The sequence below is a fragment of the Prochlorococcus sp. MIT 0801 genome (assembly GCF_000757865.1).
In the GTDB taxonomy this organism is placed as follows: Bacteria; Cyanobacteriota; Cyanobacteriia; order PCC-6307; family Cyanobiaceae; genus Prochlorococcus_B.
In genome coordinates this window covers 816,198-842,222 of the sequence record NZ_CP007754.1, presented here as the reverse complement: position 1 = coordinate 842,222, position 26,025 = coordinate 816,198, and the positions used below count along the sequence as shown (strand labels likewise).

At 33.0% G+C, this 26,025-nt stretch carries 31 protein-coding genes and 1 tRNA gene; 16 read left to right on the top strand and 16 right to left on the bottom strand.

Annotated elements, in window-relative coordinates:
• Nucleotides 1–70: 70 nt before the first annotated feature.
• From EW15_RS04390 to EW15_RS04370, 6 genes are all read left to right on the top strand, one after another.
• Nucleotides 71–1,822, top strand: a complete 1,752-nt coding sequence (locus EW15_RS04390) for an ABC transporter ATP-binding protein (RefSeq protein WP_038652404.1) — start codon at nt 71–73, stop codon at nt 1,820–1,822.
• Between the two features lie 91 nt (nt 1,823–1,913).
• Nucleotides 1,914–2,159 (top strand): hypothetical protein, encoded by a 246-nt coding sequence (locus EW15_RS04385; RefSeq protein WP_038652401.1) that lies wholly within the window; start codon nt 1,914–1,916, stop codon nt 2,157–2,159.
• A 4-nt stretch (nt 2,160–2,163) separates the two neighbouring features.
• Entirely contained in the window at nt 2,164–2,910 is a 747-nt protein-coding gene (msrA, locus tag EW15_RS04380; protein ID WP_038652398.1) for a peptide-methionine (S)-S-oxide reductase MsrA, read from the top strand.
• A 2-nt stretch (nt 2,911–2,912) separates the two neighbouring features.
• Nucleotides 2,913–3,077 (top strand): hypothetical protein, encoded by a 165-nt coding sequence (locus tag EW15_RS11060; protein ID WP_197049703.1) that lies wholly within the window; start codon nt 2,913–2,915, stop codon nt 3,075–3,077.
• Nucleotides 3,078–3,117: 40 nt separating this feature from the next.
• Complete coding sequence (locus tag EW15_RS04375) at nt 3,118–3,471, top strand: hypothetical protein (RefSeq protein ID WP_038652395.1); 354 nt, start codon at nt 3,118–3,120, stop codon at nt 3,469–3,471.
• Between the two features lie 13 nt (nt 3,472–3,484).
• Nucleotides 3,485–3,558 (top strand) — tRNA-Pro (locus EW15_RS04370).
• A 234-nt stretch (nt 3,559–3,792) separates the two neighbouring features.
• Here EW15_RS04370 and EW15_RS04365 read toward each other — a convergent pair.
• The gene (locus EW15_RS04365) at nt 3,793–4,632 is read right to left on the bottom strand and encodes an undecaprenyl-diphosphate phosphatase (RefSeq protein WP_038652392.1); all 840 of its coding nucleotides are present in this window, start codon (nt 4,630–4,632) and stop codon (nt 3,793–3,795) included.
• An 87-nt stretch (nt 4,633–4,719) separates the two neighbouring features.
• On the opposite strand from EW15_RS04365, the gene EW15_RS04360 reads away from it, so the two are divergent.
• Nucleotides 4,720–5,001: a hypothetical protein gene (locus EW15_RS04360; protein ID WP_038652389.1), complete on the top strand. Its 282-nt coding sequence runs from the start codon at nt 4,720–4,722 to the stop codon at nt 4,999–5,001.
• A 43-nt stretch (nt 5,002–5,044) separates the two neighbouring features.
• On the opposite strand, the gene EW15_RS11550 is transcribed toward EW15_RS04360, so the two are convergent.
• The 5 genes from EW15_RS11550 to EW15_RS04340 form a co-directional block, all read right to left on the bottom strand.
• Nucleotides 5,045–5,179 (bottom strand): hypothetical protein, encoded by a 135-nt coding sequence (locus EW15_RS11550; protein ID WP_011823614.1) that lies wholly within the window; start codon nt 5,177–5,179, stop codon nt 5,045–5,047.
• Nucleotides 5,180–5,285: 106 nt separating this feature from the next.
• Complete coding sequence (locus tag EW15_RS04355) at nt 5,286–5,663, bottom strand: GIY-YIG nuclease family protein (RefSeq protein ID WP_038652386.1); 378 nt, start codon at nt 5,661–5,663, stop codon at nt 5,286–5,288.
• A gap of 114 nt (nt 5,664–5,777) precedes the next feature.
• Nucleotides 5,778–6,797 (bottom strand): uridine kinase, encoded by a 1,020-nt coding sequence (locus EW15_RS04350; RefSeq protein ID WP_038652383.1) that lies wholly within the window; start codon nt 6,795–6,797, stop codon nt 5,778–5,780.
• A complete protein-coding gene (locus EW15_RS04345; RefSeq protein ID WP_038652380.1) occupies nt 6,794–7,594 on the bottom strand; it encodes an HAD-IIB family hydrolase in 801 nt (266 codons plus the stop codon). The genes EW15_RS04350 and EW15_RS04345 overlap by 4 nt, the downstream gene beginning before the upstream one ends.
• A 4-nt stretch (nt 7,595–7,598) precedes the next feature.
• Nucleotides 7,599–9,350, bottom strand: a complete 1,752-nt coding sequence (locus tag EW15_RS04340) for a sugar phosphorylase (protein ID WP_038652378.1) — start codon at nt 9,348–9,350, stop codon at nt 7,599–7,601.
• A gap of 71 nt (nt 9,351–9,421) precedes the next feature.
• Between EW15_RS04340 and EW15_RS04335 the strand changes: the two genes are divergently transcribed.
• Nucleotides 9,422–10,609, top strand: a complete 1,188-nt coding sequence (locus EW15_RS04335) for a glycosyl transferase (RefSeq protein ID WP_038652375.1) — start codon at nt 9,422–9,424, stop codon at nt 10,607–10,609.
• Here the strand turns inward: EW15_RS04335 and EW15_RS04330 are convergent.
• A complete protein-coding gene (locus EW15_RS04330; protein ID WP_038652372.1) occupies nt 10,604–11,377 on the bottom strand; it encodes a sulfite exporter TauE/SafE family protein in 774 nt (257 codons plus the stop codon). The genes EW15_RS04335 and EW15_RS04330 overlap by 6 nt on opposite strands.
• Before the next feature lie 50 nt (nt 11,378–11,427).
• Nucleotides 11,428–11,637: a hypothetical protein gene (locus EW15_RS04325; RefSeq protein WP_038652369.1), complete on the bottom strand. Its 210-nt coding sequence runs from the start codon at nt 11,635–11,637 to the stop codon at nt 11,428–11,430.
• Nucleotides 11,638–12,108: 471 nt separating this feature from the next.
• Between EW15_RS04325 and EW15_RS04315 the strand changes: the two genes are divergently transcribed.
• Nucleotides 12,109–12,507, top strand: a complete 399-nt coding sequence (locus EW15_RS04315; RefSeq protein ID WP_038652363.1) for a cytochrome b6f subunit family protein — start codon at nt 12,109–12,111, stop codon at nt 12,505–12,507.
• A gap of 4 nt (nt 12,508–12,511) precedes the next feature.
• Here the strand turns inward: EW15_RS04315 and EW15_RS04310 are convergent, their stop codons facing one another.
• A complete protein-coding gene (locus EW15_RS04310) occupies nt 12,512–12,799 on the bottom strand; it encodes a hypothetical protein (RefSeq protein WP_038652360.1) in 288 nt (95 codons plus the stop codon).
• Nucleotides 12,800–12,936: 137 nt separating this feature from the next.
• Here EW15_RS04310 and EW15_RS11055 point away from each other — a divergent pair, with 137 nt between their 5' ends.
• Together EW15_RS11055 and EW15_RS04305 are read left to right on the top strand one after the other, a co-directional pair.
• Nucleotides 12,937–13,104, top strand: coding sequence for a hypothetical protein (locus tag EW15_RS11055; RefSeq protein WP_197049702.1), 168 nt, complete (start codon nt 12,937–12,939; stop codon nt 13,102–13,104).
• Nucleotides 13,105–13,430: 326 nt separating this feature from the next.
• On the top strand, nt 13,431–13,817 hold the full coding sequence (locus EW15_RS04305; protein ID WP_038655171.1) for a phosphoribosyltransferase: 387 nt from the start codon (nt 13,431–13,433) through the stop codon (nt 13,815–13,817).
• Between the two features lie 7 nt (nt 13,818–13,824).
• On the opposite strand, the gene EW15_RS04300 is transcribed toward EW15_RS04305, so the two are convergent.
• Nucleotides 13,825–14,331 (bottom strand): hypothetical protein, encoded by a 507-nt coding sequence (locus EW15_RS04300; protein ID WP_038652357.1) that lies wholly within the window; start codon nt 14,329–14,331, stop codon nt 13,825–13,827.
• A gap of 148 nt (nt 14,332–14,479) precedes the next feature.
• Between EW15_RS04300 and EW15_RS04295 the strand changes: the two genes are divergently transcribed.
• The gene (locus EW15_RS04295) at nt 14,480–15,793 is read left to right on the top strand and encodes an NRAMP family divalent metal transporter (protein ID WP_038652354.1); all 1,314 of its coding nucleotides are present in this window, start codon (nt 14,480–14,482) and stop codon (nt 15,791–15,793) included.
• Between the two features lie 57 nt (nt 15,794–15,850).
• Here the strand turns inward: EW15_RS04295 and EW15_RS04290 are convergent, their stop codons facing one another.
• The 3 genes from EW15_RS04290 to EW15_RS04280 are packed head-to-tail and all read right to left on the bottom strand — an operon-like array spanning nt 15,851 to nt 18,433.
• On the bottom strand, nt 15,851–16,639 hold the full coding sequence (locus EW15_RS04290) for an ABC transporter permease (protein ID WP_038652351.1): 789 nt from the start codon (nt 16,637–16,639) through the stop codon (nt 15,851–15,853).
• Nucleotide 16,640: 1 nt separating this feature from the next.
• The gene (locus tag EW15_RS04285) at nt 16,641–17,438 is read right to left on the bottom strand and encodes an ABC-2 family transporter protein (protein WP_038652348.1); all 798 of its coding nucleotides are present in this window, start codon (nt 17,436–17,438) and stop codon (nt 16,641–16,643) included.
• Nucleotides 17,435–18,433: an ATP-binding cassette domain-containing protein gene (locus EW15_RS04280; RefSeq protein ID WP_038652345.1), complete on the bottom strand. Its 999-nt coding sequence runs from the start codon at nt 18,431–18,433 to the stop codon at nt 17,435–17,437. The genes EW15_RS04285 and EW15_RS04280 overlap by 4 nt, the downstream gene beginning before the upstream one ends.
• A gap of 95 nt (nt 18,434–18,528) precedes the next feature.
• Here EW15_RS04280 and EW15_RS04275 point away from each other — a divergent pair, with 95 nt between their 5' ends.
• The gene (locus tag EW15_RS04275) at nt 18,529–18,927 is read left to right on the top strand and encodes a hypothetical protein (protein ID WP_038652342.1); all 399 of its coding nucleotides are present in this window, start codon (nt 18,529–18,531) and stop codon (nt 18,925–18,927) included.
• Between the two features lie 223 nt (nt 18,928–19,150).
• Here EW15_RS04275 and EW15_RS04270 read toward each other — a convergent pair whose 3' ends face one another.
• Entirely contained in the window at nt 19,151–20,014 is an 864-nt protein-coding gene (locus EW15_RS04270; RefSeq protein WP_038652339.1) for an NAD(P)-dependent oxidoreductase, read from the bottom strand.
• Between the two features lie 136 nt (nt 20,015–20,150).
• Between EW15_RS04270 and EW15_RS04265 the strand changes: the two genes are divergently transcribed.
• From EW15_RS04265 to EW15_RS04255, 3 genes are all read left to right on the top strand, one after another.
• Nucleotides 20,151–20,369: a hypothetical protein gene (locus EW15_RS04265; protein WP_036907367.1), complete on the top strand. Its 219-nt coding sequence runs from the start codon at nt 20,151–20,153 to the stop codon at nt 20,367–20,369.
• 199 nt (nt 20,370–20,568) lie between these two features.
• Nucleotides 20,569–20,904, top strand: coding sequence for a hypothetical protein (locus tag EW15_RS04260; RefSeq protein WP_011293763.1), 336 nt, complete (start codon nt 20,569–20,571; stop codon nt 20,902–20,904).
• 7 nt (nt 20,905–20,911) lie between these two features.
• The gene (locus EW15_RS04255; RefSeq protein WP_011293762.1) at nt 20,912–21,298 is read left to right on the top strand and encodes a 2Fe-2S iron-sulfur cluster-binding protein; all 387 of its coding nucleotides are present in this window, start codon (nt 20,912–20,914) and stop codon (nt 21,296–21,298) included.
• A 15-nt stretch (nt 21,299–21,313) separates the two neighbouring features.
• Here the strand turns inward: EW15_RS04255 and acsF are convergent, their stop codons facing one another.
• Both acsF and carB read right to left on the bottom strand, forming a co-directional pair.
• Nucleotides 21,314–22,417, bottom strand: a complete 1,104-nt coding sequence (gene acsF / locus EW15_RS04250) for a magnesium-protoporphyrin IX monomethyl ester (oxidative) cyclase (protein ID WP_011823595.1) — start codon at nt 22,415–22,417, stop codon at nt 21,314–21,316.
• A 223-nt stretch (nt 22,418–22,640) separates the two neighbouring features.
• Complete coding sequence (gene carB / locus EW15_RS04245) at nt 22,641–25,949, bottom strand: carbamoyl-phosphate synthase large subunit (protein ID WP_038652333.1); 3,309 nt, start codon at nt 25,947–25,949, stop codon at nt 22,641–22,643.
• Between the last annotated feature and the right edge of the window lie 76 nt (nt 25,950–26,025).

Below are 26,025 nucleotides of genomic sequence, written 5' to 3'. Positions count from 1 at the left end.
TAGTTAAATTGGATTTTGCTCACGTCCATGGGCTTATATTGCCTAGGTTAATGGGCATATTAATAAAAGAATGGCTGCATTAAGACTAGATCTAATAAAAAACTATTTGAGACCACATAAGAGGGATCTGATAATAGGTGCTTTCTGTCTGATTTTTGTAAATATTTTAAGCGTTGCTATTCCAATGGAAGTTAGAAATATCGTTGATGATCTAAAAGAAGGATTTACATTTTCATACGTCTTAAATAAGTCGACATGGTTAATACTTATGGCAACAGTGATGGGGGGAGCAAGATTGATATCTCGGCAGCTCGTGTTTGGGGTTGGAAGACAAGTAGAAGTTTCATTGAGACAAAAATTATTTGATCGAATGCTGGAACAAGACCCCGGATGGGTTCAAACCATAGGGACTGGAGAAGTCATAACAAGAGCTACTAGCGATTTAGAAAACATTCGAAGATTGCTAGGTTTTACGGTTCTTAGTCTTACAAACACATTATTGGCATACACCTTCACATTGCCAGCGATGCTGACAATTAATCCGCTATTAACCTTTTTTGCCATATCCGTCTATCCAGTTTTACTTGGCACCGTTGGATTGTTCGGTGGAAGAATGGTTAAACAAAGAAAGAGGCAACAACAAGCTTTATCCGAATTAAGTGAGTTAATTCAAGAAGATCTATCTGGCATTAGTGCCATTAAGATTTATGGTCAAGAACGAGCTGAACAAGAAGCATTCAAAAAATTAAACATCAGATACCGAGACGCCGCTATTAACCTTGCAAGAACTGCAAGTACTTTATTTCCACTACTTCAAGGTTTATCCTCAATATCTTTGCTTCTACTTATTGCAATTGGGAGTGGGCAACTTAGCAGCGGAAATCTTACTGTTGGAGGATTGGTAGCTTTAATTCTATATGTAGAAAGACTGGTTTTTCCAACAGCCTTATTAGGTTTTACACTTAATACTTTTCAATTGGGTCAAGTAAGTTTAGAGAGAGTAGAAGAGCTACTTAATCATGAACCAACAATCAAAGATAAAGATAATACTGTAAATATAACTAAACCTATTTCAGGAAAATTAGAAGCAAGAAATCTTTCAGTAAGTTATGAAGATTCTCATAGGAAAATACTAGATGAAATTTCTTTTAAAATAAACCCCGGAGAAATAGTCGCCTTGGTAGGTCCTGTAGGTTGCGGTAAAACGACCTTGGCAAGAGCTTTAGGGAGGATGATAAAAATTGATGAAGGATCTTTGTATTTAGACGATCATGATGTCATGGACTTAAAGCTGAAGCAGTTAAGAAGCAATATTGCTTTAGTACCTCAAGAGGGATATCTTTTCACAGAAACACTTTCAGAAAACATTAAATATGGGAATCCAAAAGCGTCCATAGATAAAGTCCAAGAATCAGCCTATGAAGCAAGAATGACAGATGATATAAAAGGTTTTCCTGATGGACTTAAAACACTTGTCGGAGAAAGAGGAATAACACTCAGCGGTGGACAAAGACAACGAACTGCTTTAAGTCGAGCATTATTGGTAGATTCAAAGATAATTGTTCTAGATGATGCTTTAGCAAGTGTGGACAATAAAACCGCGTCAGCAATACTTCAAACAATAAAAAATCAATATAGTAAAACAGTATTAATGATTAGTCATCAGCTTTCAGCTGCTGCTGCGTGTGACCGAATATTAGTAATGAATGATGGAAAAATTGTACAAGAAGGAAAACATCAATTCTTAATTAAGAAAGACGGTTTGTATAAAAGCATGTGGGAGAGAGAAAAAGCTAAAGAGCAAATTCAGTCAGATGATTAATCATTACTTATTGACTTTTTTTAATCAATTCAACCTGAATTAGATATAAGCTAAAAAAAACAATTATCTTAAATGAGATAATCATGAAATCATGAGCACATTAACAAAATATAAACTTATTTGCGACCTTGCATTTGGTGATATTTACATTCAAATCCTCGCATGGATGGGTGTAATTTTTGTAAGTCTAGCTGCAGGACTTGCACTAATGGGCTCATCAAGACCAGTTTTTGCTCTTTTAGGTGTAGGTTTAATACTTGTATTAAGCCTACCTTTCTTATTATTTGCATTTGTTACTACACTAATAAATCATATTAAAATAGAAACTATAAATTAAAGTTATGATTAAAAAGATAATTGAATATTTAACACTGATAATTGATAAGATATATTCTTATAAAAGTACAGAAAAACAAAAAAAGAAAGTGCAGCATACAATATTAAAAAATGATCTAACAGCAAAACCAAAAGATAATGAGCAAGAAGTACTTTTTGGATGTGGCTGTTTTTGGGGGGCAGAGAAAGGTTTCTGGAGGCTTCCAGGAGTTGTAACAACTGCAGTAGGGTATGCTGGCGGTGAGAAAGAAAAACCAAACTATAGGGAGGTATGTTCTGGCCTAACAGGTCATACCGAAGTAGTTAGAGTTGTTTGGAATAATAATGAAATTGATCTAAGCGACTTACTAAAATTATTTTGGGAATGCCATGACCCAACACAAGGCAATCGTCAGGGTAACGATAGCGGAAGCCAATACAGATCTGCAATTTATACGACAAGCAAAGAGCAACTAAGTAAAGCAATAGAAAGCAAAAATAGCTATCAAATAGAGCTACAAAATAATGGCTTTGGGTTAATTACTACAGAGATTGAGAACGATATTAAATTTTATTTTGCAGAGGACTATCACCAACAATATTTAGCGAAGCCTGGCAGTAGACCATATTGCTCTGCAATGCCGACAAAGGTAACATTTAAAAATTTTAGTGGGGCAAACTTTAAACTAAATGAAAAAATTTGGTCCAACTATAATTGGGACATAACTCATTGTATTCTTAGAGGAGATAATACACCTATTGAATCAAATTAATAATGAATGATCAATTACCAGATAGAACCATTTTGCTAATAATATTAGCTACTTTGCTATTAGTATTCTTTTTAGTGTTTAGTTTTAAATCTGAAAAAATTGAACAAGAAAAAACTATTCAATGGATGGATAGTTCTTTAAATACTGAATTAACCTATCCAAGTTAGAGAAAATATATTTTAACTTGGATTATACTTCTTAAAAAATATGAAAAATAATAAATTTGAAAAACATCTGGATAGAGCTCGGATAAACTTATACAATATTCTTGCAATTTTAATTGTAATTATTCCAGAATTCTTTGCTGAGTTAATCTACTCAATCGAATCATCACAACATAAAGCTATATTGCCAAATGAGGGAGAGGCCTGGGATAAAAATACTGAACTTAAACTTTCAAAGATGAATATTTACGAGTTAAGATTAATTGCTAAAAAGCTATCTATTCATGGATATTCTAATGAAGATAGGGATTCACTCATCAGACGTATAAATAGAAAATCTAAAAAAAGAATTAAATGGAAATCATTAAAAATTCAAAATATCAGCAAGCACTTGTGATAACTTTAAAATGCGGGACGTAGCGCAGTTTGGTAGCGCACCACTTTGGGGTAGTGGGGGTCGTGGGTTCAAATCCCGCCGTTCCGATAAAATTGAATTTATGACTAATCAGAGTCCTTTACTAAAGATTGGATTAATTTAGTTGTACTAATCAGAACTGCTAAAAAAACAAATACAGTTAGGAAAATAATTAACGCAAAGACTAATGGTGGTATATCAATCTCCCCAAAAGAAACAATAAATAAATCAACTAAAAAATTCATCAAAACCAAATAATTATCATAAAACTATACTAAACCAAAGAATATAGAAAAATAAGATTTATAAAGTTGTCAATATAAAAATGCCAAAAGCTAAACGATAATAAACAAAAACTAAAGTATTATTTTTAGATAGGAATTTAAGAAACAAATCAATAGAAAATATTGAAGAAAAGAAAGATGAAATGATGCCAATAATTATTGGTATAATCTCAACAACAGATAACACTCTAATTAAAGAAAATAGTTCTACAAGTCCTGAGATTGAAATAGCTGGAATACCAACTAGAAAAGAAAGTCTAGCTGCCGTTTTCCTCTCAATACCTGAAAACAAAGCAGAGGTTAGAGTTATACCAGATCTAGAAACTCCAGGGAATAAAGCCAAAGATTGAGCAAGGCCCAATTTAATAACATCATTTAAATTAATGTCCACAAATAACTTATTTCTTTTACCAAAAAATTCCGCAAGAGCTAGCAATAGTGCCATAACAATAGAAGTGATCGCTATGGAAAATAAATCTCTGAGATTCGAATCGGAATAGTTGGGCCAATATAGTTTAATAAGTAAGCCAAAAACTAATATTGGAATACTCGCTACAAAGATATAGATAAATAGTCTAGAATTTTCATCTTTGATACCTTTAGAAGGGTTAAACGTTGACAAGAAAGATTTAATAATTGAACTAATCTGATTTCGAAAATAATAAATGATAGCTAATGCGCTTCCTAATTGTATAGAAGCGGAAAAAGACACACCAAGATCATTCCAACCAAAAAGGTAAGGTACAACTTTTAAATGGGCAGTACTGCTAATTGGAAGAAATTCAGTAAAACCTTGAATAACACCTAAGAAAAATGATTTAAAGCAAATAAATAGATATTGACTAATTTCTTCAGGCATATTTAGAAGATAATAAAAACACAAGCTGGCTAAATATATAGAAATTTTCAATTAGTATAGATATGATTTCAAAAATAAAAATAAATCATGGGAAAAAAAATTATATTCTCATTAATTATTGCTCTAACCTCCTTGGCGGGTATACAAGGAAAGGCTGTAGCAGATTACTGGTTAGTAATAGGTAGCTATAGACAGGGACCTGGAGGAAAACCACAAGTAAGTGGCATTACAAGTCCATCATTATTTGCTATTCCAATTGGGACGAAAAAGATGTGTATGGAAGCTGGGAAAACAATTGAAAATGAAATCTACAAGCCTGTCTGGCAATTTGATAGCAAATGGACATGCATCAAAAATTCAAGCAATTAAAAGATACTTATATGTATAGCCAAAGGTCGATTGGAGAAAATTATCACCTCTGAACGTCATGAGCGCAACCATCTCCCTCATAGTCATCACTATTGTAATATCCATTCTTAGTGCCAAAAAATACTGTTGAAACGACAAAAGGCAGTGCAACAAAAATCAAAAAGCTAGATAAATTCAAATCAGATTAAATTTACAGTATTTATATAATCTAACAATTAAATCAAATCTATGTAAGAAACATTATGTATAAATCATTAATATATTTAATCAAAGAAAAGTAAGGATTAGGTAAACCGACTTAGAACAGGGTCTACAGCAAACTCAATAATAAAATAAGTCAATAAAATCCAAGAACACATAAAGAATACAAATAAAATTGGTCCCTTGAGAAAAGGTTGAAAATAATTATTCGGCCCATCTCCTTCTAGAAGAGTTCTGCATTCTTTTACTTGTGAGTTTGCAAGTCGATAATAATCTGAGCCAGGTAATCTATTATCAACATATATTTTCCTTATATTTTTAATCAGTGGTTCAGGGTTATCCGTATTTAGAAATGCAACCAATTCTCCTGGTCTTAAATTAATTCTTGTTCGTTCAAGGTTGTCTGTAAAACCAATATTGAATAAATCACCATTCTGAATCAAATAAACATATGAAGCCATTTTATAGGCATGTGAAAGATTAATATTTAATAATGATAGAGTGTAAATAGAAAAAAAGATAAAAGTTTAACAAAAGATAAAACAAACAACAAGAGGTATAATTTTTGATTAGTGTTAAGAATACAAAAAATTGTATTCTCTAGTCTTTAGAAAATTAATCCTACGATCTTGATTAATTCCAACTGTCGTATCTGAATTAATAAATGATAAAGATTGCTGTGGTATAGAGGTTTGAATCATTCGAATAAAATTACTTAAATTATTACCTTTAAGTCCTGAACCTTTTAATTTAATCATTTCTCCTTCTTGCTGTGATTTCCACAGAATTGTATTATCAAATTGAGAAGACTTAAGATGCCAAATCTTATCAAACTTGTTCCAAATTTTAGTATATTCAAAGAGTGATTCTTGAATCAAAATTCGATAATCTTTTTCACTCTGACTCAATGACAAATTAAATTCGTCCTCAGCCAAGTAATCTATTTTCGATAAATCTGAAAGAGGTTCACAACCTACGAACCATCCCTCCAAAATCAAAACTCTAGGTTCTGAATCACACCATCCAGATCTATCTCCTTTCCCATCTCTTAAAGACTTATCAAAAGTCGGACTATTTAAAACACCAGTTTTTAAGAAGACGTCTAATGATTGATTTAATAAATCTAAAGAGTGACTACCTGGAAAACCTCTAGGAACACTCCATGGATTATCAGTCATTGCGACGTCCATTTCTTGGCCAGGTAAATAAAAATCATCTAAAGATATAACCTTAATTTCTAAAGATAGTTCTCTCGCCACATTATCAACCCAAAGTCCAAGAGTAGATTTTCCAGAGCCAGGAAGACCTGAAAAACCAATTATTACTGGTTTATTAAAAGTATTTATATAATTTTCTAAAAGAGAAAAAAATGGAAATGCTAACGACCATTTCCAATCTGATTTTTGATTTGGTTTCCAATATTTATCAACAATTGATTGCACATTAACGTCAGACCATTTTTGATAAAAGAGCGTAGGGTTAATAGACAATCCCTCAAGAAATAGGCGATAACTATCAAGAGAAAAAAGGAAATCATCCCTTATATCCTCTGGGAAAATATGATAGAAATCATTATTAATATCATTATCTTTCATAATTCCTTAAATTCGTTAATAACATCCTCAACGCTATTTGCCCACCCCTCTGCGTGAGGAGCATTTGCTAGTCTAAAAGAGCCGTTATCAATACCATTCTGTAAATACTTATTTGGTCCATTTATGCCAGGAATAACAATAGATATGTCGGCATATTCAAGTAAAGGGAGATCATTTTGCGAATCCCCAAGTGCAATAATCTTTACATCATTATTCTGTAGATAAACCTTTAACTTATTAACAGCTTTACCTTTATGACTTTCACTGGAAAGCAAATGACTCATTCTATTTCCTTTAAAAACATGAACATTGTAGTAATCACAAATAAGTTTTACATTCTCAAAAATATCATCAGGAGGATTTAAGAAAGGAACACTCCAGCACCTATCTAGAGCTCTAGTAATACCTTGATCAGATAATCCAGTAAGTTCAAATATTTGATTTTTGCTTAAATCATTTAATGGGGTTAAGTGGTAGTTAACTTTTTTAGAGATATTAAATAATATAGTTTTTAATTCAATATAACTTTTTCCTAAGATCAATTCCCATTCCGACGAATTTTGTTCATAGCACCCATAAATAGCCGCTCCATTTTCGACAATAAAAGGATCTGACAATGCATTCTCTTTTCTAAAATGTCTAACTTCAGAAGCAGTTTTACTAGTACAAGGTATTACAGGAATATTCAATTCTGCCAATGTCTTTAAGGTTTTTTTGGCAGGAGTTATATCGTAATCTTCGTCCATTAAAGTTCCATCTAGATCTGTAACTATCCAATATTTAGAATTATTTTTCATAAGGCTAATCAGCTAATGTAAGCCAAACTACTTGATAAGGATTAAGCTTGAAAGTATCAGTATTCAAATAAGAACCTGTAATATTATCTAATAAACGTTTTTCAGGGATTAATTCTAATGAATTGATTTGATTTAATGGAGAAATACTTAAAATTTTATTAGACATATTACAAATAACATATACGCTATCTTCATCCAAACCTCTTTGAAGAATTACACAATTAGCTATATTCGTAGAGATACATTTCATACTCGCCTCCGGATGAAAAGCTTTAAGTCTTGACCTGACTTTAACTATATGAGTGAGGTATGAAATATTTTTACTAGCGGGTGAATCAAAGTTCTTAAGTACATCAAGTAATTGAGTAGCTTCAAATTTTTCTCGATTTAAATCTCTTCTTTGCCCTGTTTTCCTAAAAGAATCAATATCATTAGGAGAAGCTAATATAGATGGAAGATAAAAAGCTGGAACACCTTTTATAGATAAAGTAAAAAGTTGACTTAATAGAAAACGCTCAAATTGAAATACCGTATTATCAGAGCCAGTGTTTGACATCGCACTCCACCAACTAATGTTTAATTCATAAGGTTGATCTTCTCCATTTGACAGGCGACGATGACTAACTAATCCTCCTCGTTTCTCTGATTCAACTAAGAGATTATGTATTCTCTGATCGTCCATAATGCCTTCTAGTGCACGTAATCCAATACCATCGTGTGAAGAAGTGAAGTTGAGCAAAGAAGTGTGCCTTGGCAACTCATTCCACGTAGACAACCAACTCTTCAATAAATCGGTTTTACCGGTATAAATAGCTTCTAATAATAAAGGAGGTAGAGTAAAATTATAAGCAAGATTAGCTTCATTTCCTTCAATCAAATAAGAAAGGTTTTCTTCCTCTGGTACATTAGTCTCGGTAATTAATATTGCTGAAGGTTTTATAATCTTCAAACATTTATTTAACAGCTTAACTATTGAGTGTACTGGGTCTAAATGTAAACAAGTAGTATATGGCTCCTTCCAAATAAATGCAATTGCGTCAAGTCGAATCCAGTCAGCTCCATTAGTTGTGTATCTAACCAATAATTTTAAAAACTCTAAAAAGATATGTGGATTTCTCCAATCAACATCAATCTGATCTGGTCCAAAGGTTGTCCAAACACTCTTAAAGCCTTGTTTAGTATTGATATTGGTAAAGAGTGATGTATTTCTGGGTCTTGTCACATTTTCCCAAACATTAGTCTCAGAGGGAGAAACAATGTAAGACGAACCTGGATCCTCTGATTTTATAAATTGATGCACCCATGGATGAGAAGACGAGACATGATTTAAAACTAGATCTGCCATTATTTTGTGCTTACTTGATAAATCCTTTAAATCATTCCAATTGCCAAAGGTATCATCGATTTTTTCATGATTAGAAACAGCGAATCCTCCATCACTTGTAGAAGGAAGAAATGGTAAAACATGTATGACTGATGAAAGGCCACCTAATCTATTTTTTACGAATTCAGTTAATGTTTTTAAAGTTGATTCATCTTTCCTATAAATTGAATCAGGGTAAGTAATCAAAACAACACTTGAAGAATCCCAAATTGATTCGATCTCTAATTCATCAGTGCCCTTGTTAACACAAAATGGATCGAGAATCTGCAACAATTGCGACCACACTGAATTGATTTCTTGTTCAGAGTGCCCAGGATAAATTTCTCTGAGAGACAATCTCAGTTCGTCTAATTCACTATCCAACTCAGACACTCTTTAAAGAAAAACGATCATCTCTACCTCATCGTAGCTCCCACCTTGAATCTGTAAAACTTTTTTCTTGAATGGACTTTCAGCAGGGTTTAATCACAACTATTCATGAGTACGGATTAGCAAAAGATCCAGTATCTCAATTAAATAAAGACCTATTAAAACGGCCAACATCAATACTTATTCCATGCCTATTCGATGAGTTCAGTAGGCCAGCATTAAAACTTATAAGAAGCACTTTAAAAGAATTAAAAAATTTAAATCAACTAGTCATAGCCTTATCTGCAAGTAACAGTGAGGAGGTGGCCAAAGCAAGGGATTTCTTTAAAGAAATGCCATATCCAGTTCACGTCCAATGGACTAATAGTCCAGCGGTTATTGAATTGCTAAAAGACCAAGAGAAGAATGGACTAGATCTCTTAGGTGTGCCAGGGAAAGGATGGGCAGTATGGCAAGGAGTTGGTGTGGCAACAAAAAGCTCAGAGGTAGTAGCTCTTTTCGATGCTGATATCAGAACATTTAACTCCAATTATCCAGCAAGAATGTTGGGACCTTTATTAGAAAAATCAAATGGGATTTCTTATGTAAAAGCTTTTTACAGCCGCCTATCTCTGGAGACAAATGCTCTTCAAGGTAGAGCTACAAGATTATTTGTAGGTCCTCTTCTATCAAGTTTGGAGCAATTGATAGGTAATGCGCCATTCCTCCGATATTTACAATCTTTTCGATATCCATTAGCTGGAGAATTTGCTTTTACTACAGACTTAGCAATGAATTTAAGAATCCCATGTGACTGGGGGTTAGAGATAGGGCTACTCTCTGAGGTTTATAAAAACGTAAGGATATCAAGAATCGCACAAGTGGATCTCGGTATTTTCGACCACAAACACAAAGAAATTGGTTCAAAGCCTAATGAGGGCCTCCAAAAAATGTCTACAGAAATTCTATCCAGTGTTTTAAGAGGGTTAATGGAACATGAAGCAAGAACACTTACAAGTGCTCAATTAGCAAACTTGGAGGTTTTATATAGAAGAGCAGGAGAAGATAGAGTTAAACAATTTAGCTTAGATTCCTCAGTTAATGAATTACCTTACAGTAGACATAAAGAAGAACTGGCAGTTCATACTTTTGGAAAACTATTAAGGCCTGCCATCAATAAATTCCTTGAATCACCCGTAAAGCAGCAATTACCATGTTGGGCAAGAGTTCTAGACTGTGAGAGTAAATTACAAGATGATTTAGAAAAAGCAGGCTGCTCATAAAAAGCCTTTAACTAGTAATGAAATTCCAACAGAAAAAGAGACTAATTCAAAAACTACTTTAATAAACTTGGTCCCTTTAATTATTGAGAACTTAGCTCCTAGGTATCCACCTAAAAGAGAACCTAAAATCAATACGGGTAGATATTCCCAAATAATATTCCCAGTCATTCCTAAGGAGAAAGCTCCTATACCATTCCAAAAAATTCCAACAAAAATTAAGGTATAAGCAACAGCAACAGAAAAGGATAAATCAAATATAATTATCATCCAAATCGTCACAAATAATCCAGTACCAGAGGATAGATAACCATTAAGAAACCCAATTAAAAAAAGACCAAATGAGCCAACAAGTATCCTTAACTTATTAATTGATAATTTTTGATTTGAACTTCCAAGATTTTTCTTCTTTATAGAATAAAAACTAAGAAATAAAGTAAATAAGCCTAATAAAGTAGTAGAAAAACTACTAGGCAAAATGGATGACGTATAGGCACCTAATAAAACACCTGGTATGCCGGAAATTAATATCAAAAAAGCATAGTTAATTTTTAATCTACTTCGTTTTAGATGAGGAATGGAAGCACCTAAGCCTAGTGCAACGCTTGCAACCTTATGAGTTGCCAATGCTTTAGAGAACGGTAATCCTAAAAACAAAAGAGCTGGAAGTTGTATTAAACCTGAGCCTCCTCCAGATAAAGCAGAAAGAAAATTGGAGAAAAAAGATATAATTCCCAAAACGATTTGAGAAAAAATATCAATATTTAACATATAAATTAAACTGATTTATTTGTTAGAAAGTTTATTAATTATAAACTAATCTAGATATTCTTAATCATTTCTCTTCTTATTAGATCAATGCAATTTGGATGCTCATGAATGTATCTATTAAATTCCATTGCAAGTAATCTGGCTTCATATGCATCACAGGCATAAAAGCAATTCTCAAGACGTTGATTATCACAGCTTCTATAATGAACTGTGTAAGGCCTTAAACTTGAAAGTGGGATTTTAAATTGAGTTTGATTCATTTTCAATTTATATTCCTATTTCAGTTATGCATCCATTTGAAAAAATTATCTACGGATGTCTTGTAACCAATATAAATTAAAATTGATTTAAAACTTGAGTTTTGATTTAAACTTCGATTCATAACAGCTTAATTTAATTAGTAATGATTATTTTTATATCCAAAATATCTGAAATAGATCTAGGTTCAGCAGTCTTATCAACTTGTATCTTGGCTGGATACATAGCCACCGCTTTTGTCATTGTAAGAATAACGATAATTGGAATTAACTATATAAAAATAAATTTTTCAAAAGAAGAACGAGAGGATAGGGAGAAAAAGATAACAAAAAGTGAAACCAAAGGATTTTAATTAATCATGTAAATCCAAAATTCAAAAACAGGTTTCTAACGGATAAACAATTCTAGGCGATGAATAGTTAATTCATAGATACGTAAAATATGTTAATTTAGAAGAAAAAAGGCTAATCATAATGAAGATCAATCCTCTAATACCAGTTGGGTCAAGGATAAAAGTTGAAAAGTCTAAAATAGAAAGTGTACTCCCTGAAAAAATGTTAGATGATTTGCCTCAACTGATTAATGGAGAGGTTATTGATTATAAAATGACTGATGGAATGGATATTGGCTACGTATTAATAACTGAAGATAATAAAAAAATTTGGATTTTTACTAACGAATTAAATGAGAAAACAAAAAGGGAGTACAAAATAGAGGGTTCAAATAAAGCAACAAATTTAATAACTAAAGACCTTTTATCACGAGTAGATAAATTTGAATATGAGCTAAATGGTAACAGCAGTATTAAAAAATTAGCTAATCCCTTTAATCTAATTAGTTGGTTAATATTTACGCTAAAAGATATTTTATAAAATATTAATCAACTTGCCGTTTCATGATAAGAAATAACATTTCACCAATTTCTATTGTTTCAGAAAACTCCCATCTATCCAGTCCCTTTTTATTTAGAAATTTACTTAGTTGAATAGCAGGATGCTCGGAACCTTCATTTTCCTGATATTGATCCGGAAATTGATCTTTTAGAAAATCTGGACTAAGTGAACCTTTAAGTTTTTCACTTGCAGCCTCAGGATTGCTAGCTTCTTCACTTTTACTTGACGAATCGTCTACGTTGAGGTGGATTACTTGGTACTCCCACTTCATAAATATGATTTAAGGTAATATTTATTATACATAATTCAACTATAAGGAATATTGATGTATTCAGATTTCAAAAAAGTAATGAATCAGTAATTGAATCCAAAAAATATTAAAATGTATAAAAATGAATTTAAATTATCGTGGAAGGATTTGATCCGGCTATAAATTATGGTCCAAATGATGCAGGAATATCCGCAATAACAATATTTTTAGGAATTGTTGGTCTTATTGCTATTTCATGGCTATTTGGAAAATTATATGAACAATTAGCTAAATTATTTGAAGCTAATAAAAACAACGAATCTTAGATAAAGAATATTAAAGACATATATATCTATAAATTAAAATTATTTGAACGTAATTTATTTTGAATAATTTAATAATTCTATAAAGTTGTGAATTATTGCGAACTAAAATAACAAAACAATATTAGATGTAGTATTTTGCTAATTAATTATTAATCTTAACTTATGTTAGCTTCATTGATGGTTCATGATTGGGCGACACCATTAAATCTATCAGCCCCAATCGCTGGCATACTAACTATAGGTGGCTTTATGGGCTACTACAGTTTATCTAGGAAGTTTTAAAAGTCATCCCTTAAAGAGTGAAGAAAGATATTCATAACCTAAAAATGAATAAGTTAAGCTGGATAGAATTTGATGAATGCATAAATTCAATATATAAGCAATGCAAAAATAAAAATTTCGAAGGGGTTTATGGATTCCCTCGAGGTGGTTTATGCCTTGCAGTTGCATTAAGTCATTCGCTTGAGCTGCCATTATTAGACGAACCTAAAAACAATTCACTCATAATTGATGATATTTATGATACTGGTTATACACTTGAGAAAATAAAACATATAAAAGGTTCAGAGACTCATGTATGGGTGAGCAAAAAAAAACCCACCTGGTGGAATTCCTATAGATATATAGAAGATAACGAATGGATTATTTTCCCTTGGGAGTGTATAAATGCAGCAAAAAAAGATAGAGATTTATATTATAAATCTAGACCATAATCAATTTTTACCACATTAAATCATTAGAATTCTCTAGTCTGAATATCGAATCATCTGGCCTAAAACTCAATAATCCATCTAATTTAGTAGCGAATTCAAAGATATCACCTTTCAATCCTATATTAATATAATTATTATTTTTTTTTAATTTTTTTCTTAAATTTAATAAACCTATATATTTTTTCCATAGAAGTTTATTGCTATAATTATATGCCCATAGATCAAAGATATCCTCAATGAGGTTAATAGGAATCTCGGAAGAATAACCTGTATTGTAATTATCTAATTTATATTGATCATATTTTGAATCTAAACAAAGGATATCTAATGTTGTATTAATTGCAGCCTTAACCTCAATTGCCCCGTCAAGACCAAATAATTCTTTTCTATAGCACTCGAGTAATTTACTACTATGAGAATTAAAAATATTATCCTCCTCTGTAAAGTTAATAACCCAAAAACCAACACCTTCACTTACACCTGATGCCAAATATAGATTAACAGATTTAGTCATTAATTAAATTCTATAAAAGCTAGGCAATAAATAGGAGAGAGATAGGCTAATTTAATAAAAAGATAGCTATAAATAAAATAATAATCTTTATGTACTTAAATTGAAAAAAATATTTTTATTGCAAAAATAAAAATAACTTCCCAAATCAATGGAAAAAATAGTCTCGAGTAAATCCATCGGTTATCGAAAAAGCCTTGGCCCTGGAATCCTTTTAGCTGCGGCATGCATAGGCGGATCACATCTAATGTCATCGACTACAGCTGGAGCTAAATTTGGATTTTCGCTTATTGGCCTTATTTTATTGACAAATCTAGTTAAATATCCATTTTTACTTGTCGGAACAAGATTTACAGCTGTTACTGGATTATCACTTTTAGAGGGATTTCAAAAACGTAATAAATTTTATTTGCCTATATATTTAATTGTTGGATTGATTACTGGGACCTTTACTATTTCTGCCGTTAGTTTTGTTACAGGTCTCCTTTTAAAAAATATAGTAATATTTTCATCCTTCCCTCCTCTAGATTTAGCTATAGGTATATTAATAGTCTGTTCATTAATATTATTTATAGGCCAATATAAAGCTCTTGATAGGATATCTAAAATTCTTGTGTTTTTACTTACAGTACTAACATTTTTTGCTGTTATATCTTTACTTATTAAAGGCCCTGCTGGAGATGTCAATATTTCATTCTTTAATAGCAGTCCATCTCCCTGGACTCTCTCAAACCTTGGTTTTCTAATTCCTCTAATGGGTTGGATGCCTGGTCCAGTGGAGCTTTGTATATGGCCATCACTATGGATGTTTTCAAGAGCCAAAGACACGGATCACACCGCTACGTTAAAAGAAGCAGAATTCGATTTCAATCTTGGATATTTCATCACTGTTTTAACTGCAATTTTCTTTCTAATTCTTGGTGCATACACAATGTATGGCACTGGAGATGAAATGCTTACAGGATCAGGAGTTACTTTTGCTCAGAATTTAATCCGCTTGTATACAGAATCCATTGGTGGGTGGGCAAAGTGGATAATTGTACCTGCAGCTTTTGCTGCAATGTTTAGCACCACGCTTACATGTCTAGACGCATACCCCAGGAGTATCTCATCAGCTCATGGTTTGATAGCTCGCTCAGACAAGGGAAATAGCTCTACTTTGAGTGAAAAAAAACGTCTCAAAAAATGGATCATTTTTCATGTTTTTGCATCACTATGTGCACTTCTTATTGCCAAATCTGGAGGAATTGGAGTTAAAGACTATGTCTTCGGTGCTATGACCGGTAGTTTCCTGACAGCTCCTTTGTTTGCCTGGATGGCTATGGATACTATGAATAGCTCATTAGTAAAAAGTCAATTTCGTTATGGAATTGTTCTAAAAACAGTTTGCTGGTTTGGGATTTCATTCCTCTCAGTCTTTAGTTTATTATTCATATTTAACTCATTCTTTGGTATTGGCCAATAAGCTAATAATTTATAATTTCGTTAAAATAAAAAATAGTTAATGAAATTAATTAAATAATTAACTTGAGGCAGAAGTATAATGTTTAAGAGCAAATTTCCAGAAGAGTCTGCTAAAAATAAAAAATAAACTACTTAATATTAGGCCAAAAAATAAAATATTAAATTTTAGTTCTCCAAGAATTGCCTCAGCAGGAAAAGTGGTTAAAAAAGCTACAGGTAAAACCAAAGTAAATATAAATCTCAAAATCACAGGATAAGCTGAAATAGGGTATCTACCTGCAGCTAACAAAGCTCTAAGAACTTCTGTAGCATTCCATGTCTTAACAAACCAAATACTTGATGCAGCAATTAGAAACCAAACAGAATAAAGAATAATAAAACCAATCAATAAGGAAATAATGAATACAAATAATGAGTAAATTGAAAAAGTTGAACCTGATTGGATAGCTGCCCAAAAAACAATTGAAAGTCCTAAAATAATTTCAGGCAATCCTGCAAAAGAAAACTTTTTAACTGATAGCCAAAATTGACTATCAATTGGTTTTAATAAAACATAATCGAGAGTACCCTCTCTAACGTAATTAACGATTTCGGTTAAATTTGGTCGTAAAAGAGCATTCGTTAAACCATCAAGAAATGTATAAACACCCTGAATAACTAAGGCTGATTCCCAAGTCCAATCTCCTAATTGCCTTCCTCCAGTAAAAAAAAGGGATAATATAAATACACTTCCCAAAAGAGTTCCCAACATAGCTAGCAACTCAATCAAAAAATTTAATTGATATTCAAGTTGAGAAGCAAATGCTGTAGACCAAAATAATCTGATTGTTTTTAAGTAACGCTGCATATTAGGCTCCCATTGCTGTATATCTTTTTACACCAAGTTTCCAAAGAATATTTACAGAAGGTACCAGTATTGAGATCCACAAAAGCTGAGCTAAAAAGCCGTTAAAAATATCAACTGGCATCCCTGATAAAATCTTTGCTGGAAAATTAATTAGATAGGGAAATGGTGTTAGCTTTGCTATTTTTAGAACGTTAGAAGGAAAGGCTGATAAGGGGACTAATAAACCAGAGAGAAAAAGATATGGAACAAATATTAATCTCTCAAGAGCACTAGATTTTTCAGTCCAAAAGCAAAGTGCAGCGACTAAACTTTGAAGCAGAAAAGCAATCGTAAACGCAAAGTGAGTTGATAAGTACGCAAAAAACAATTGAGGTAGTGAGGGAAGCCAAAAAGATGATGGGTTTAATATAAAAAAAGTAATAGCTATGGCTATTGCGAAAGGAAGTCTTGTTGCCTGCTCTGCCAAATGAGAAGCTACATATCTAAATAGAGGGTGCAAAGGCTGCAGCAAATATGGAGATAATCGTCCAGAAAGAGAATCTTCCTCAAACGAGAAGACAACCCAAACAACTGAAAATTGCCTAACTAGAAAAGCACTTAAAAAATATCTTGCCAACCCTATATCATTTAGACCAAATGAATTGCCAACATCATTTTGACTCCAAAGAGAAAACATAATAAATGGTAGAACTCCAGAAAGAGCCCACAAAGCTATTTCGATGCGATATTCCAACATGTATGCATATTGCGTTGTAAGTAAGGTCTTAATAACCTTGAAAGACAATCCAAATATTCTCAATTGACTTCACCTTTAATAAATAATTCTCCAATTAATTGATCAATAGGAGGATCACTAATCTCTAAATCGATAATATCGAAATCAGTTAATAGATTACTTACTACATCTGTCAATTTGTCCCTTGAAACTAATAAACATACAAAACGATCATTTAAATCTTGAATCTCACCATATTTTTCAAATTGTTCACTTTCACATGGATTTTTCAATTCAACTTTTACCTCTCTTGAGGGAGATAATGAATTAGCTAGGGAATCAAGGTCACCATCATAAAAAAGCTTTCCTTTATGAATACAAATAACTCTTGGACATAATGCTGTTATGTCAGCCATGTAATGACTAGTCAGCAATATTGTCGCTCCAGTTCTTTTGTTGTATTCAGATAAAAAACTACGAACTCTAGCTTGAGCATTTACATCTAGACCAAGAGTAGGTTCATCTAAAAAAAGGACAGATGGTTTATGCAATAAGGCAGCAAGAATTTCAGATTTCATTCGTTGTCCTAACGACAACTTTCTTACAGGTCTTGTGAGTTCTTCTCCTAATTCAAGCATTTCTGCCAGTTCATTAATTCTTACTTTTGCTTCGTGGTCAGACAAACCATATACAGCTGCGTTTACATACAAAGAGTCCATGGGAGGAAGGTCCCAAATCAACTGCTGCTTTTGCCCCATAACCAAAGTTATCTCCTTAAGAAAAGCCGTTTGCCTTCTTTGAGGAGAGAAACCACCAACATCAACTAACCCTGTCGATGGATGAATAAGACCACACATCATTTTCAATAATGTGGTCTTACCAGCTCCATTAGCCCCAAGAAATCCGACTACCTCTCCCGGTGAGATTTTAAAACTAATATCAGTAACGGCAGGGACGTCATAAGTCTTTCGGTCGAAAAAATGTTTAAGAGTACCCTTAAACCCAGGCTGTTTGTTTGCAACTCGATAATATTTACTCAGCTGATCTACAACGATCAAGTCACTAGGATTATTGTGCAATTAATTTTCAAATGCTTCAACATTAAGATAAAACATTTTTGCCTACATAGTCGATAAAATCAAAGTAGTTAAAAATCTATAGGTTTTTAAAAATAATGGATGAACAAAAATATGTAATAGCGATAGCTCTTGCAGAGCAAAATAATAAAAGATTAATGCCTCTTGGAGGAAAGACTTTTTCTGGAGTTGATACTTTAAGTCAATCGTCTAAAAAAGAAGTCGAAAAGATAATACTTGATTTATTACTAAGGATATTTCAAAGAACTACTGAAGGTAGTCTTAAAATATCAAACGATGAAACTGGATTATTACTAGCAGAAATTAGTTTTGAAAGTATGCATAATAATATTCCAGTAATTAAATCAAATTGGATTAATAGTGGAGATACAGATACTTTATTAGAAAAATTAAAATCAATATGTTCAAATCTTTGGAGTATTGAATTTAAAAAACATGACGGAATAATATTCAACAACCTAAAAAATAAAAATTAGCTAGAAATTTTCATTTGAGTTTTTTCGGCTTTACGTATAATCTTCTTTGCCTCATCGCGAGAAAGACAAGACTCAGCTTTGCTTTGTAACTTTATTAATTTTGCATGTTGCTTTCCTAGCTTCATAACTTAACCTAAATAATTTTTAGCTTTTTTTTTAACTTAGCATATAGTTATCAATTTGTAAACAAATGAGTTATATAAATCTAATATTAGCAGTAATTCTAGCCTTCTTTTTTTGCTCCAGAGATGTATCTATGCAGTACCGAAACATCTAATTCACCTAACCCAGCCTGCATTAATCTTTGCTCAATCTCTTTTACTTTAGAAGCTATGGGTAAATCAATATTTATAGATTTAGCCAGATCAATAGCAATAGTTAAATCCTTATGATGCAACTCTAATTTGAATCCCAAGGGATGTTTATCAATCAACATAGCTTTTGATCTATTTTCTAATGGCCATGAATTAGCTGCTCCAACTTTTAAAGCAGCAACCACATTATCCATGGGCAAATCAAGCAATTTCCCTAATTCCATTGCCTCGGCTACTGCTGCATATGTCCCTGCGACTAATATTTGATTAAGAGCTTTGACTTGTTGACCTTTACCTACGCCATTAAAGTAATTAATTGATTTGCCTAGGACTTCAAATATATGTTCAAAAGATAAACACTCTTTTTTGCTTGCACCAATAAACAAAGACAGTGTACCTTTATGAGCTCCCTCTGTCCCCCCTGAAACTGGACAGTCAACATAAAAGATATTTTTTTTGGACAATCTCTTATGTATAGAGATTGATTTATTAGGACTTATTGTAGAGAAATCAATCACAAAAGATTTAGGCTTTAGTGAGTCTGCTACTCCATTATCACCAAATAGAACAGATTCAACCGCATTATCATCAGTAACGCAAATCAAGAGTCCATCGCAGTCAGTAACAGCCTCTATAGGGTCAACAAAATATTTTTTTTGATCATTATTCTTTAGTTTATCTCTCTTATATATATTCAAATCATATCCATTATCAATAAGACGCTCAGACATAGGCTTCCCGATAGCGCCAAGACCAATAAAAGCTAGTTTCATTAAAATCAGATTTCTATTCAAAACGAATTAAGAGTAATAAGTACAACAAAGGTTTGAACTATTACTATAAAAAATTAATATGCTGCCAAAAGAACAAAATATGATGCGATAATTAACTCATTGAATACTTAAGAAATTGACTAATTTTACAGATTCCAAGAATGCAACTCATCATTGGTATCCATTCTTGAAGTATCAAGAGGAATGTGAAGCCGCTGGCAAGGAAGCTAGTGTTAATGATTGGATGAGAGCTTCAGGACAACTACAAAACAGAATTGATTTTGAAGAAGCTAAGAAAGCAGCAGAAGCTGAGGCTCTAAAAGCAAAAGCTGAGGCACCCAAAAAAGAGGCTTAAATAATTAATTATCAATTTAGAAAAGCCTTATATATAGACCTTTTAAATAATTAGGAATATTACTTACAGATAATCAAGAAAATCTTGTGAAGATCTATCAAACAATTTCCGTCTACGTAATTCCTTTTACTAAAGTTATTTGATTAAGGTCCTAGGAAATATCACGCCTAAGATCAAGACCATTTTTGATTCTTAAATAATGTCGGAGACCAAAACCCTAAATGTTCTTCTAGCCCCAGAAGGTCAATTACAGGGTAATGGACAATTAAGAGAATCCTTTCATGAGAGAAGGAGTCGCAAAGGTGCGGACTATCCTATGTGGTTCTTAAATTCTTTATTAGTTAATAAATTCAAAATCACTGAAGAAGAAGGCTATGAAGCTGTTATAGCGGAAGATTCAACAACGATTGCTTGGTTAAAACTTCGATTTGGTGGGGAAAGGTTAACTAAAACATTAGATATTGAAGAGCTTTGGCAACATGCAAGTCAGCCCCCTGAACCTCCAGAAAGAAGAGATATAACACCGCCGAAATAGATATTCAATGAAACCAATTCACCAGATAACTATTCATCATAAACAGGAGGGAAAAACATATACCTTTGATGTACCTGAAGGTGAGTATATATTGAGAAATTTTGAATCAAAAGATGAAAATGGACAAATTATTGGAGACACATTGCCATTCTCCTGCAGAAATGGATGTTGTTCTGAGTGCGCAGTTAAAATAATTTCAGGACAAATGGATCAACAAGCTTGTATTGGTCTATCTAAAGAGATGAGGGACAAGGGATACGGATTGTTATGTGTTTCAAAAGCTATTGGACCATTGGAATGCGAGACTCAAGATGAGGACGAAGTATATAACGCACAATTTGGAAAATATTTTAAAGGATTAGACACACAAGCTGGTAATCCTTTTGATATTTAATTTATCCAAATAGTCTTATTTATCTGTCCAAAAATTCAAAATATCCTGACCTGTAAAATTCACGTTTTTATCATATCTCAATGCATTTGTCTTCTCCATTGGGAGTGCAAATTGCTTAAAAATCAAAGTAGCGAATTTCACAAATTTAACTGGCTTTGTTAAACCTTTAGCACCTACAAAAGCTCTGAAAGATTCGATAATTTTGTTTCTCAAATCCCAAAACTTATTGTCATCAAGATTAAAAACCCAAGGGAAGGCATTTTTAGATGTGTGGTTTGTTCTTTTTATCACTTCCTCATCAAATTCCTTTGGATCAATACCAAGTAATTCATAAAACTCGCCTCTTTCGCAAACTGTCAAAGTGTGAGTAAGGAAAACGCTCCACAAGAAGAAACGACTTAATAACTTACCTCTAAATCCTTTGGTAATTCCAGGCCAACATCTCATCATTACTGTAAAGCAATCGCCATGTCTGTTCTCGTCTTGACACCATGGCTCAAAGAAATCAAAAAGAGGAGCAAAAGCCTGATCTGGATTAGCCTTAAGGTGCCTATCCATCAAGATATATCTCCAATAACCAATCTTTTCTGAGAGATACACAGAATAAATAACCCAACTAATGGGGAACCAAGTAGCTGCCCTTTTCCCTCCTAAATGAGGAAGATCAACTTCAATACCCTCTGCAACTAATGCTCTGCTTAGAAAGCCTGCATGTCTAGCTTCGTCTCTAGCTAAGAACTGAAATAGTTTTCCAAGATCCCTATTTCCCTCTTTCTTTAAACGATTTGAAATCTCTTTAAATAGCAGGAATCCAGAAAACTCTGAGATAACTGATCTAACTAAATAACTCTCGTAAGTCTCTTTAGCCTTCTGAGGCAATTCTTGCAATCTATCTAGACTTGCCTTTCTATCAAAATGAGTACAGTTATAGTCTGCTTTCATTTCTGAAAGCATTGCTTCAAACTCTTCGCGGGCATCAGTTAATTCTGTCTTAGCTGCTTTTTTAAATTCAGTTACGTAAAAACGAGGGGTTAAAAGGTTTTCATCTAAATGAGGCGGCAATTCATTTGTTCCGCGTGTATCAACTCTTAGTTTTGGTGAAGAAGCTGTTGCGGTCATCCCTAAGTATCAAGCAAGAACATAATTGTATGTCTTTATTCGAAAAAAAGGTGGATTTTTAATCAGGTAGTAATAGAGCTTTGCTTAAAACGACTAAAAATGAGCTAAAAAATAATTTTTAAAATTTATATTTAATAATTTAGAAAAACCAGATTTAAAAAATTAATATTAATTTTAATAGATATCTGAGAGAAATTGGATTAGATAATAAGCAAAAAGATGTTTAGGAATGAATATCTTGCAAAGCTGAAACAGATAAAATTTGGTTCTGCAATGCTTCTATACCTTTTACAGCAGCACTAGCGCCCTTTAAGGTTGTTAAAGTTGGCACAGAGTAGTCTAGAGCAGCTTTTCTAAGATATTTATCATCATAAATTGCTTGACGACCAATTGGGGTATTAATCACCAACTGAACCTTTCCAGATCGAATCATATCCTCAATATTTGGTCTACCTTCGTGAACCTTAAGGACCCTTTCTACATTTAAATCAAATCTCTCGAGATAGTTGGAAGTGCCAGATGTTGCCAGAACTGAAAAACCTAGTTCAATTAATTTCTTTGCTACTGGAATCAATGCAGGTTTATCTCGGTCATGAGTAGATAAGAAAACAAAACCAGAAGTAGGCAATCCTTCTCCGGCCGCGAGTTCGGATTTTGCATAGGCCATTCCAAAAGTTTTTGCAGATCCCATTACTTCACCAGTTGAACGCATTTCTGGTCCTAAAAGACTGTCTGAGCCAGGAAAACGTTTAAAAGGCATAACAGCCTCTTTAATTGCCTGAAGTGGAGGAATTGGTTCTTGATTTAATCCAATATGTTTTAGTGTTTTACCTAAAAGTAACTGCGTTGCAATTTTCGCTAGAGGGACTCCAGTGGCTTTAGAAACGAAAGGAACTGTTCTTGAAGCCCTTGGATTTGCCTCAATAATGTAAACAATCTCATTACCCTCATCATCTCTTTTGACAGCAAATTGAAGGTTAATTAGACCAACCACATCAAGTTCAATAGCTAAAGATTTTGTCCAATGCTTAATTGTTTTAATTGATTCTGCAGAGAGCGTTATGGAAGGAAGGCAACAGGCTGAATCGCCAGAATGAATACCAGCGGGCTCTATATGCTCCATCAATCCTCCAATCACAACATTTTTGCTTACATCACACAAAGCATCAACATCAACCTCAATTGCATTCTCTAAATATTGATCGATAAGGATTGGATGATCTGGCTCAACGTTTACAGCTTCCTTTATGTATCTTTCCAATTCATCTTGCTTATAAACAATTTCCATCGCTCTACCACCGAGAACATATGAAGGCCTAACAACCAATGGGTAGCCAACTTTATTAGCTACATTCAAAGATTCATCAAAAGTTCTAGCAAGACCATTTTTGGGTTGCCTAATATCTAATCTCCTCAAAACCTTGTCAAATTGCTCTCTATCTTCTGCCAAATCTATAGAGATAGGGGATGTACCTAAAACCTTGGTTCGTAATTTTGAGTTTTCCGATTTCACTAACCAATTGACTATTGGTAAGGAGAGTTTCAAAGGAGTTTGCCCTCCAAATTGAACTACTATTCCATAAGGTTCCTCAAATTCAATAACATTTAGAACATCTTCAAGAGTTAAAGGTTCAAAGTAAAGTATGTCGCTAGTGTCATAATCAGTAGAAACGGTTTCAGGGTTACTATTTATCATTATTGTTGTAAAATCATCCTCTTGAGCTTGATAAGAAGCATGACAACAACAATAATCAAATTCGATACCTTGTCCAATACGATTTGGACCTCCACCCAAAATTAAAATTTTATTTTTATTATCATTTTTTATTTCATTAAGATTAATGTTCTTGAGTATATTCCCATCGTTATCAATCCTGTAGGCTGGTCTTTCATATGTAGAATAATGATAAGGTGTATTCGAGGAAAATTCAGAAGCACAAGTGTCAACTGTTTTATAAACAGGTAATATTTTAAGGTAGTTTCTTCTAGATCTAATTGTTAATTCATCAGTATTTAGCGCAAAGGCAATCTGACGATCAGAGAATCCAAGTTGTTTTAGTTTAAAGAAAAAATTAGGCTCTAATTGAGTAATATTTTTATAATTAAGTAATTGATCCTCTGCTTCTACTATGTTTCTGAGTTTTGATAAGAACCAAGGGTCTATTTTAGAAAAAGAAAAAATTTCATTATCGCTACGGCCATTTTTCATTGCTAATCGAACATGCATTATTCTCTCTGGAGAAGGCGTCCTTAATAGTCTTTCTAATTCAATAGAGGATACATTTTGATCAACTCGGTCACATCCCCAACCACTTAGTCCTGTTTCTAAAGATCGTATTGCCTTTTGGAAAGATTCTTCAAAACATCTTCCAATTGCCATGGCCTCACCAACTGACTTCATAGAAGTAGTAAGAATTGAAGAACTTCCTGAAAACTTTTCAAATGCAAAACGAGGTATTTTAGTAACTACGTAATCAATTGAAGGTTCAAAACTCGCAGGAGTCTTACCAGTAATATCGTTAATAATCTCATCTAGTCTATAACCAACAGCTAAAAGAGCGGCAATTTTTGCAATAGGAAAACCTGTAGCTTTACTTGCTAAAGCTGATGATCTACTAACACGAGGATTCATCTCAATTACTATTATTTCACCATTATTAGGATTAATTGCAAATTGGATATTGCTTCCACCAGTTGCTACTCCAATTTCTCTAATTATTGAAATTGAATAGTCTCTTAAACGTTGATATTCTCTATCAGTTAGAGTTTGCGCAGGAGCTACTGTAATGGAATCTCCAGTGTGAACTCCCATAGGATCAACATTTTCAATACTGCATATAATTACAACATTATCTGATAAATCCCTCATAACTTCTAACTCAAATTCTTTCCAACCTAAAAGGGATTTTTCGATGAGTATTTGAGAAACAGGACTAGCATCTAAGCCTGTTTTACATAATTCCAAAAATTCATCCTGGTTATAAGCTATTCCACCTCCGCTGCCTCCTAATGTGAAAGCAGGACGAATGATTTTTGGGAATGAAGAAATTTCATTTCCAACTATTTCAGCTTCTTGAAGATTGGAAGCAATACCAGAGGGACATACATCAACTCCAATATTTTCCATCGCTATTTTAAATAAATTTCTATCCTCAGCCTTTTTTATTGCATGAAGATCAGCACCAATTAATTCGATATTATATTTTTCTAAAATTCCAGATTCTGCCAATTCTACTGAAATATTCAAAGCAGTTTGCCCACCCATTGTGGGCAAAAGAGCATCAGGTCTTTCTCTTTCAATAATTTGTTCAACAACTTGAGCCGTTAATGGTTCAACATAGGTCCTGTTTGCCGTTTCAGGATCGGTCATTATTGAAGCTGGATTAGAGTTAACTAAAATGACTTCAAAACCTTCGCTTCTAAGCGCTTTGCATGCTTGGGTACCGGAATAGTCGAATTCACAGGCCTGTCCAATAACAATTGGGCCAGACCCTAGTATCAAAATCCGACGTATATCTTTACGCCGTGGCATTTGAATTTCTTGTAAACTTCATTTATGTCACGCATTCTAGGTATCTGTTTATCATCTACTGTCTAGATCGGCAAAC

Excerpts from the sequence above, each read along its gene's own strand:
- EW15_RS04390 (WP_038652404.1), top strand. The coding sequence starts at position 71 with ATGGCTGCATTAAGACTAGATCTAATAAAAAACTATTTGAGACCACAT.
- EW15_RS04385 (WP_038652401.1), top strand. The coding sequence starts at position 1,914 with ATGAGCACATTAACAAAATATAAACTTATTTGCGACCTTGCATTTGGT.
- msrA (WP_038652398.1), top strand. The coding sequence starts at position 2,164 with ATGATTAAAAAGATAATTGAATATTTAACACTGATAATTGATAAGATA.
- EW15_RS11060 (WP_197049703.1), top strand. The coding sequence starts at position 2,913 with ATGAATGATCAATTACCAGATAGAACCATTTTGCTAATAATATTAGCT.
- EW15_RS04375 (WP_038652395.1), top strand. The coding sequence starts at position 3,118 with ATGAAAAATAATAAATTTGAAAAACATCTGGATAGAGCTCGGATAAAC.
- EW15_RS04365 (WP_038652392.1), bottom strand. The coding sequence starts at position 4,632 with ATGCCTGAAGAAATTAGTCAATATCTATTTATTTGCTTTAAATCATTT.
- EW15_RS04360 (WP_038652389.1), top strand. The coding sequence starts at position 4,720 with ATGGGAAAAAAAATTATATTCTCATTAATTATTGCTCTAACCTCCTTG.
- EW15_RS04355 (WP_038652386.1), bottom strand. The coding sequence starts at position 5,663 with ATGGCTTCATATGTTTATTTGATTCAGAATGGTGATTTATTCAATATT.
- EW15_RS04350 (WP_038652383.1), bottom strand. The coding sequence starts at position 6,797 with ATGAAAGATAATGATATTAATAATGATTTCTATCATATTTTCCCAGAG.
- EW15_RS04345 (WP_038652380.1), bottom strand. The coding sequence starts at position 7,594 with ATGAAAAATAATTCTAAATATTGGATAGTTACAGATCTAGATGGAACT.
- EW15_RS04335 (WP_038652375.1), top strand. The coding sequence starts at position 9,422 with ATGGACTTTCAGCAGGGTTTAATCACAACTATTCATGAGTACGGATTA.
- EW15_RS04330 (WP_038652372.1), bottom strand. The coding sequence starts at position 11,377 with ATGTTAAATATTGATATTTTTTCTCAAATCGTTTTGGGAATTATATCT.
- EW15_RS04325 (WP_038652369.1), bottom strand. The coding sequence starts at position 11,637 with ATGAATCAAACTCAATTTAAAATCCCACTTTCAAGTTTAAGGCCTTAC.
- EW15_RS04315 (WP_038652363.1), top strand. The coding sequence starts at position 12,109 with ATGAAGATCAATCCTCTAATACCAGTTGGGTCAAGGATAAAAGTTGAA.
- EW15_RS04310 (WP_038652360.1), bottom strand. The coding sequence starts at position 12,799 with ATGAAGTGGGAGTACCAAGTAATCCACCTCAACGTAGACGATTCGTCA.
- EW15_RS04305 (WP_038655171.1), top strand. The coding sequence starts at position 13,431 with ATGAATAAGTTAAGCTGGATAGAATTTGATGAATGCATAAATTCAATA.
- EW15_RS04300 (WP_038652357.1), bottom strand. The coding sequence starts at position 14,331 with ATGACTAAATCTGTTAATCTATATTTGGCATCAGGTGTAAGTGAAGGT.
- EW15_RS04295 (WP_038652354.1), top strand. The coding sequence starts at position 14,480 with ATGGAAAAAATAGTCTCGAGTAAATCCATCGGTTATCGAAAAAGCCTT.
- EW15_RS04290 (WP_038652351.1), bottom strand. The coding sequence starts at position 16,639 with ATGCAGCGTTACTTAAAAACAATCAGATTATTTTGGTCTACAGCATTT.
- EW15_RS04275 (WP_038652342.1), top strand. The coding sequence starts at position 18,529 with ATGGATGAACAAAAATATGTAATAGCGATAGCTCTTGCAGAGCAAAAT.
- EW15_RS04270 (WP_038652339.1), bottom strand. The coding sequence starts at position 20,014 with ATGAAACTAGCTTTTATTGGTCTTGGCGCTATCGGGAAGCCTATGTCT.
- EW15_RS04260 (WP_011293763.1), top strand. The coding sequence starts at position 20,569 with ATGTCGGAGACCAAAACCCTAAATGTTCTTCTAGCCCCAGAAGGTCAA.
- EW15_RS04255 (WP_011293762.1), top strand. The coding sequence starts at position 20,912 with ATGAAACCAATTCACCAGATAACTATTCATCATAAACAGGAGGGAAAA.
- acsF (WP_011823595.1), bottom strand. The coding sequence starts at position 22,417 with ATGACCGCAACAGCTTCTTCACCAAAACTAAGAGTTGATACACGCGGA.
- carB (WP_038652333.1), bottom strand. The coding sequence starts at position 25,949 with ATGCCACGGCGTAAAGATATACGTCGGATTTTGATACTAGGGTCTGGC.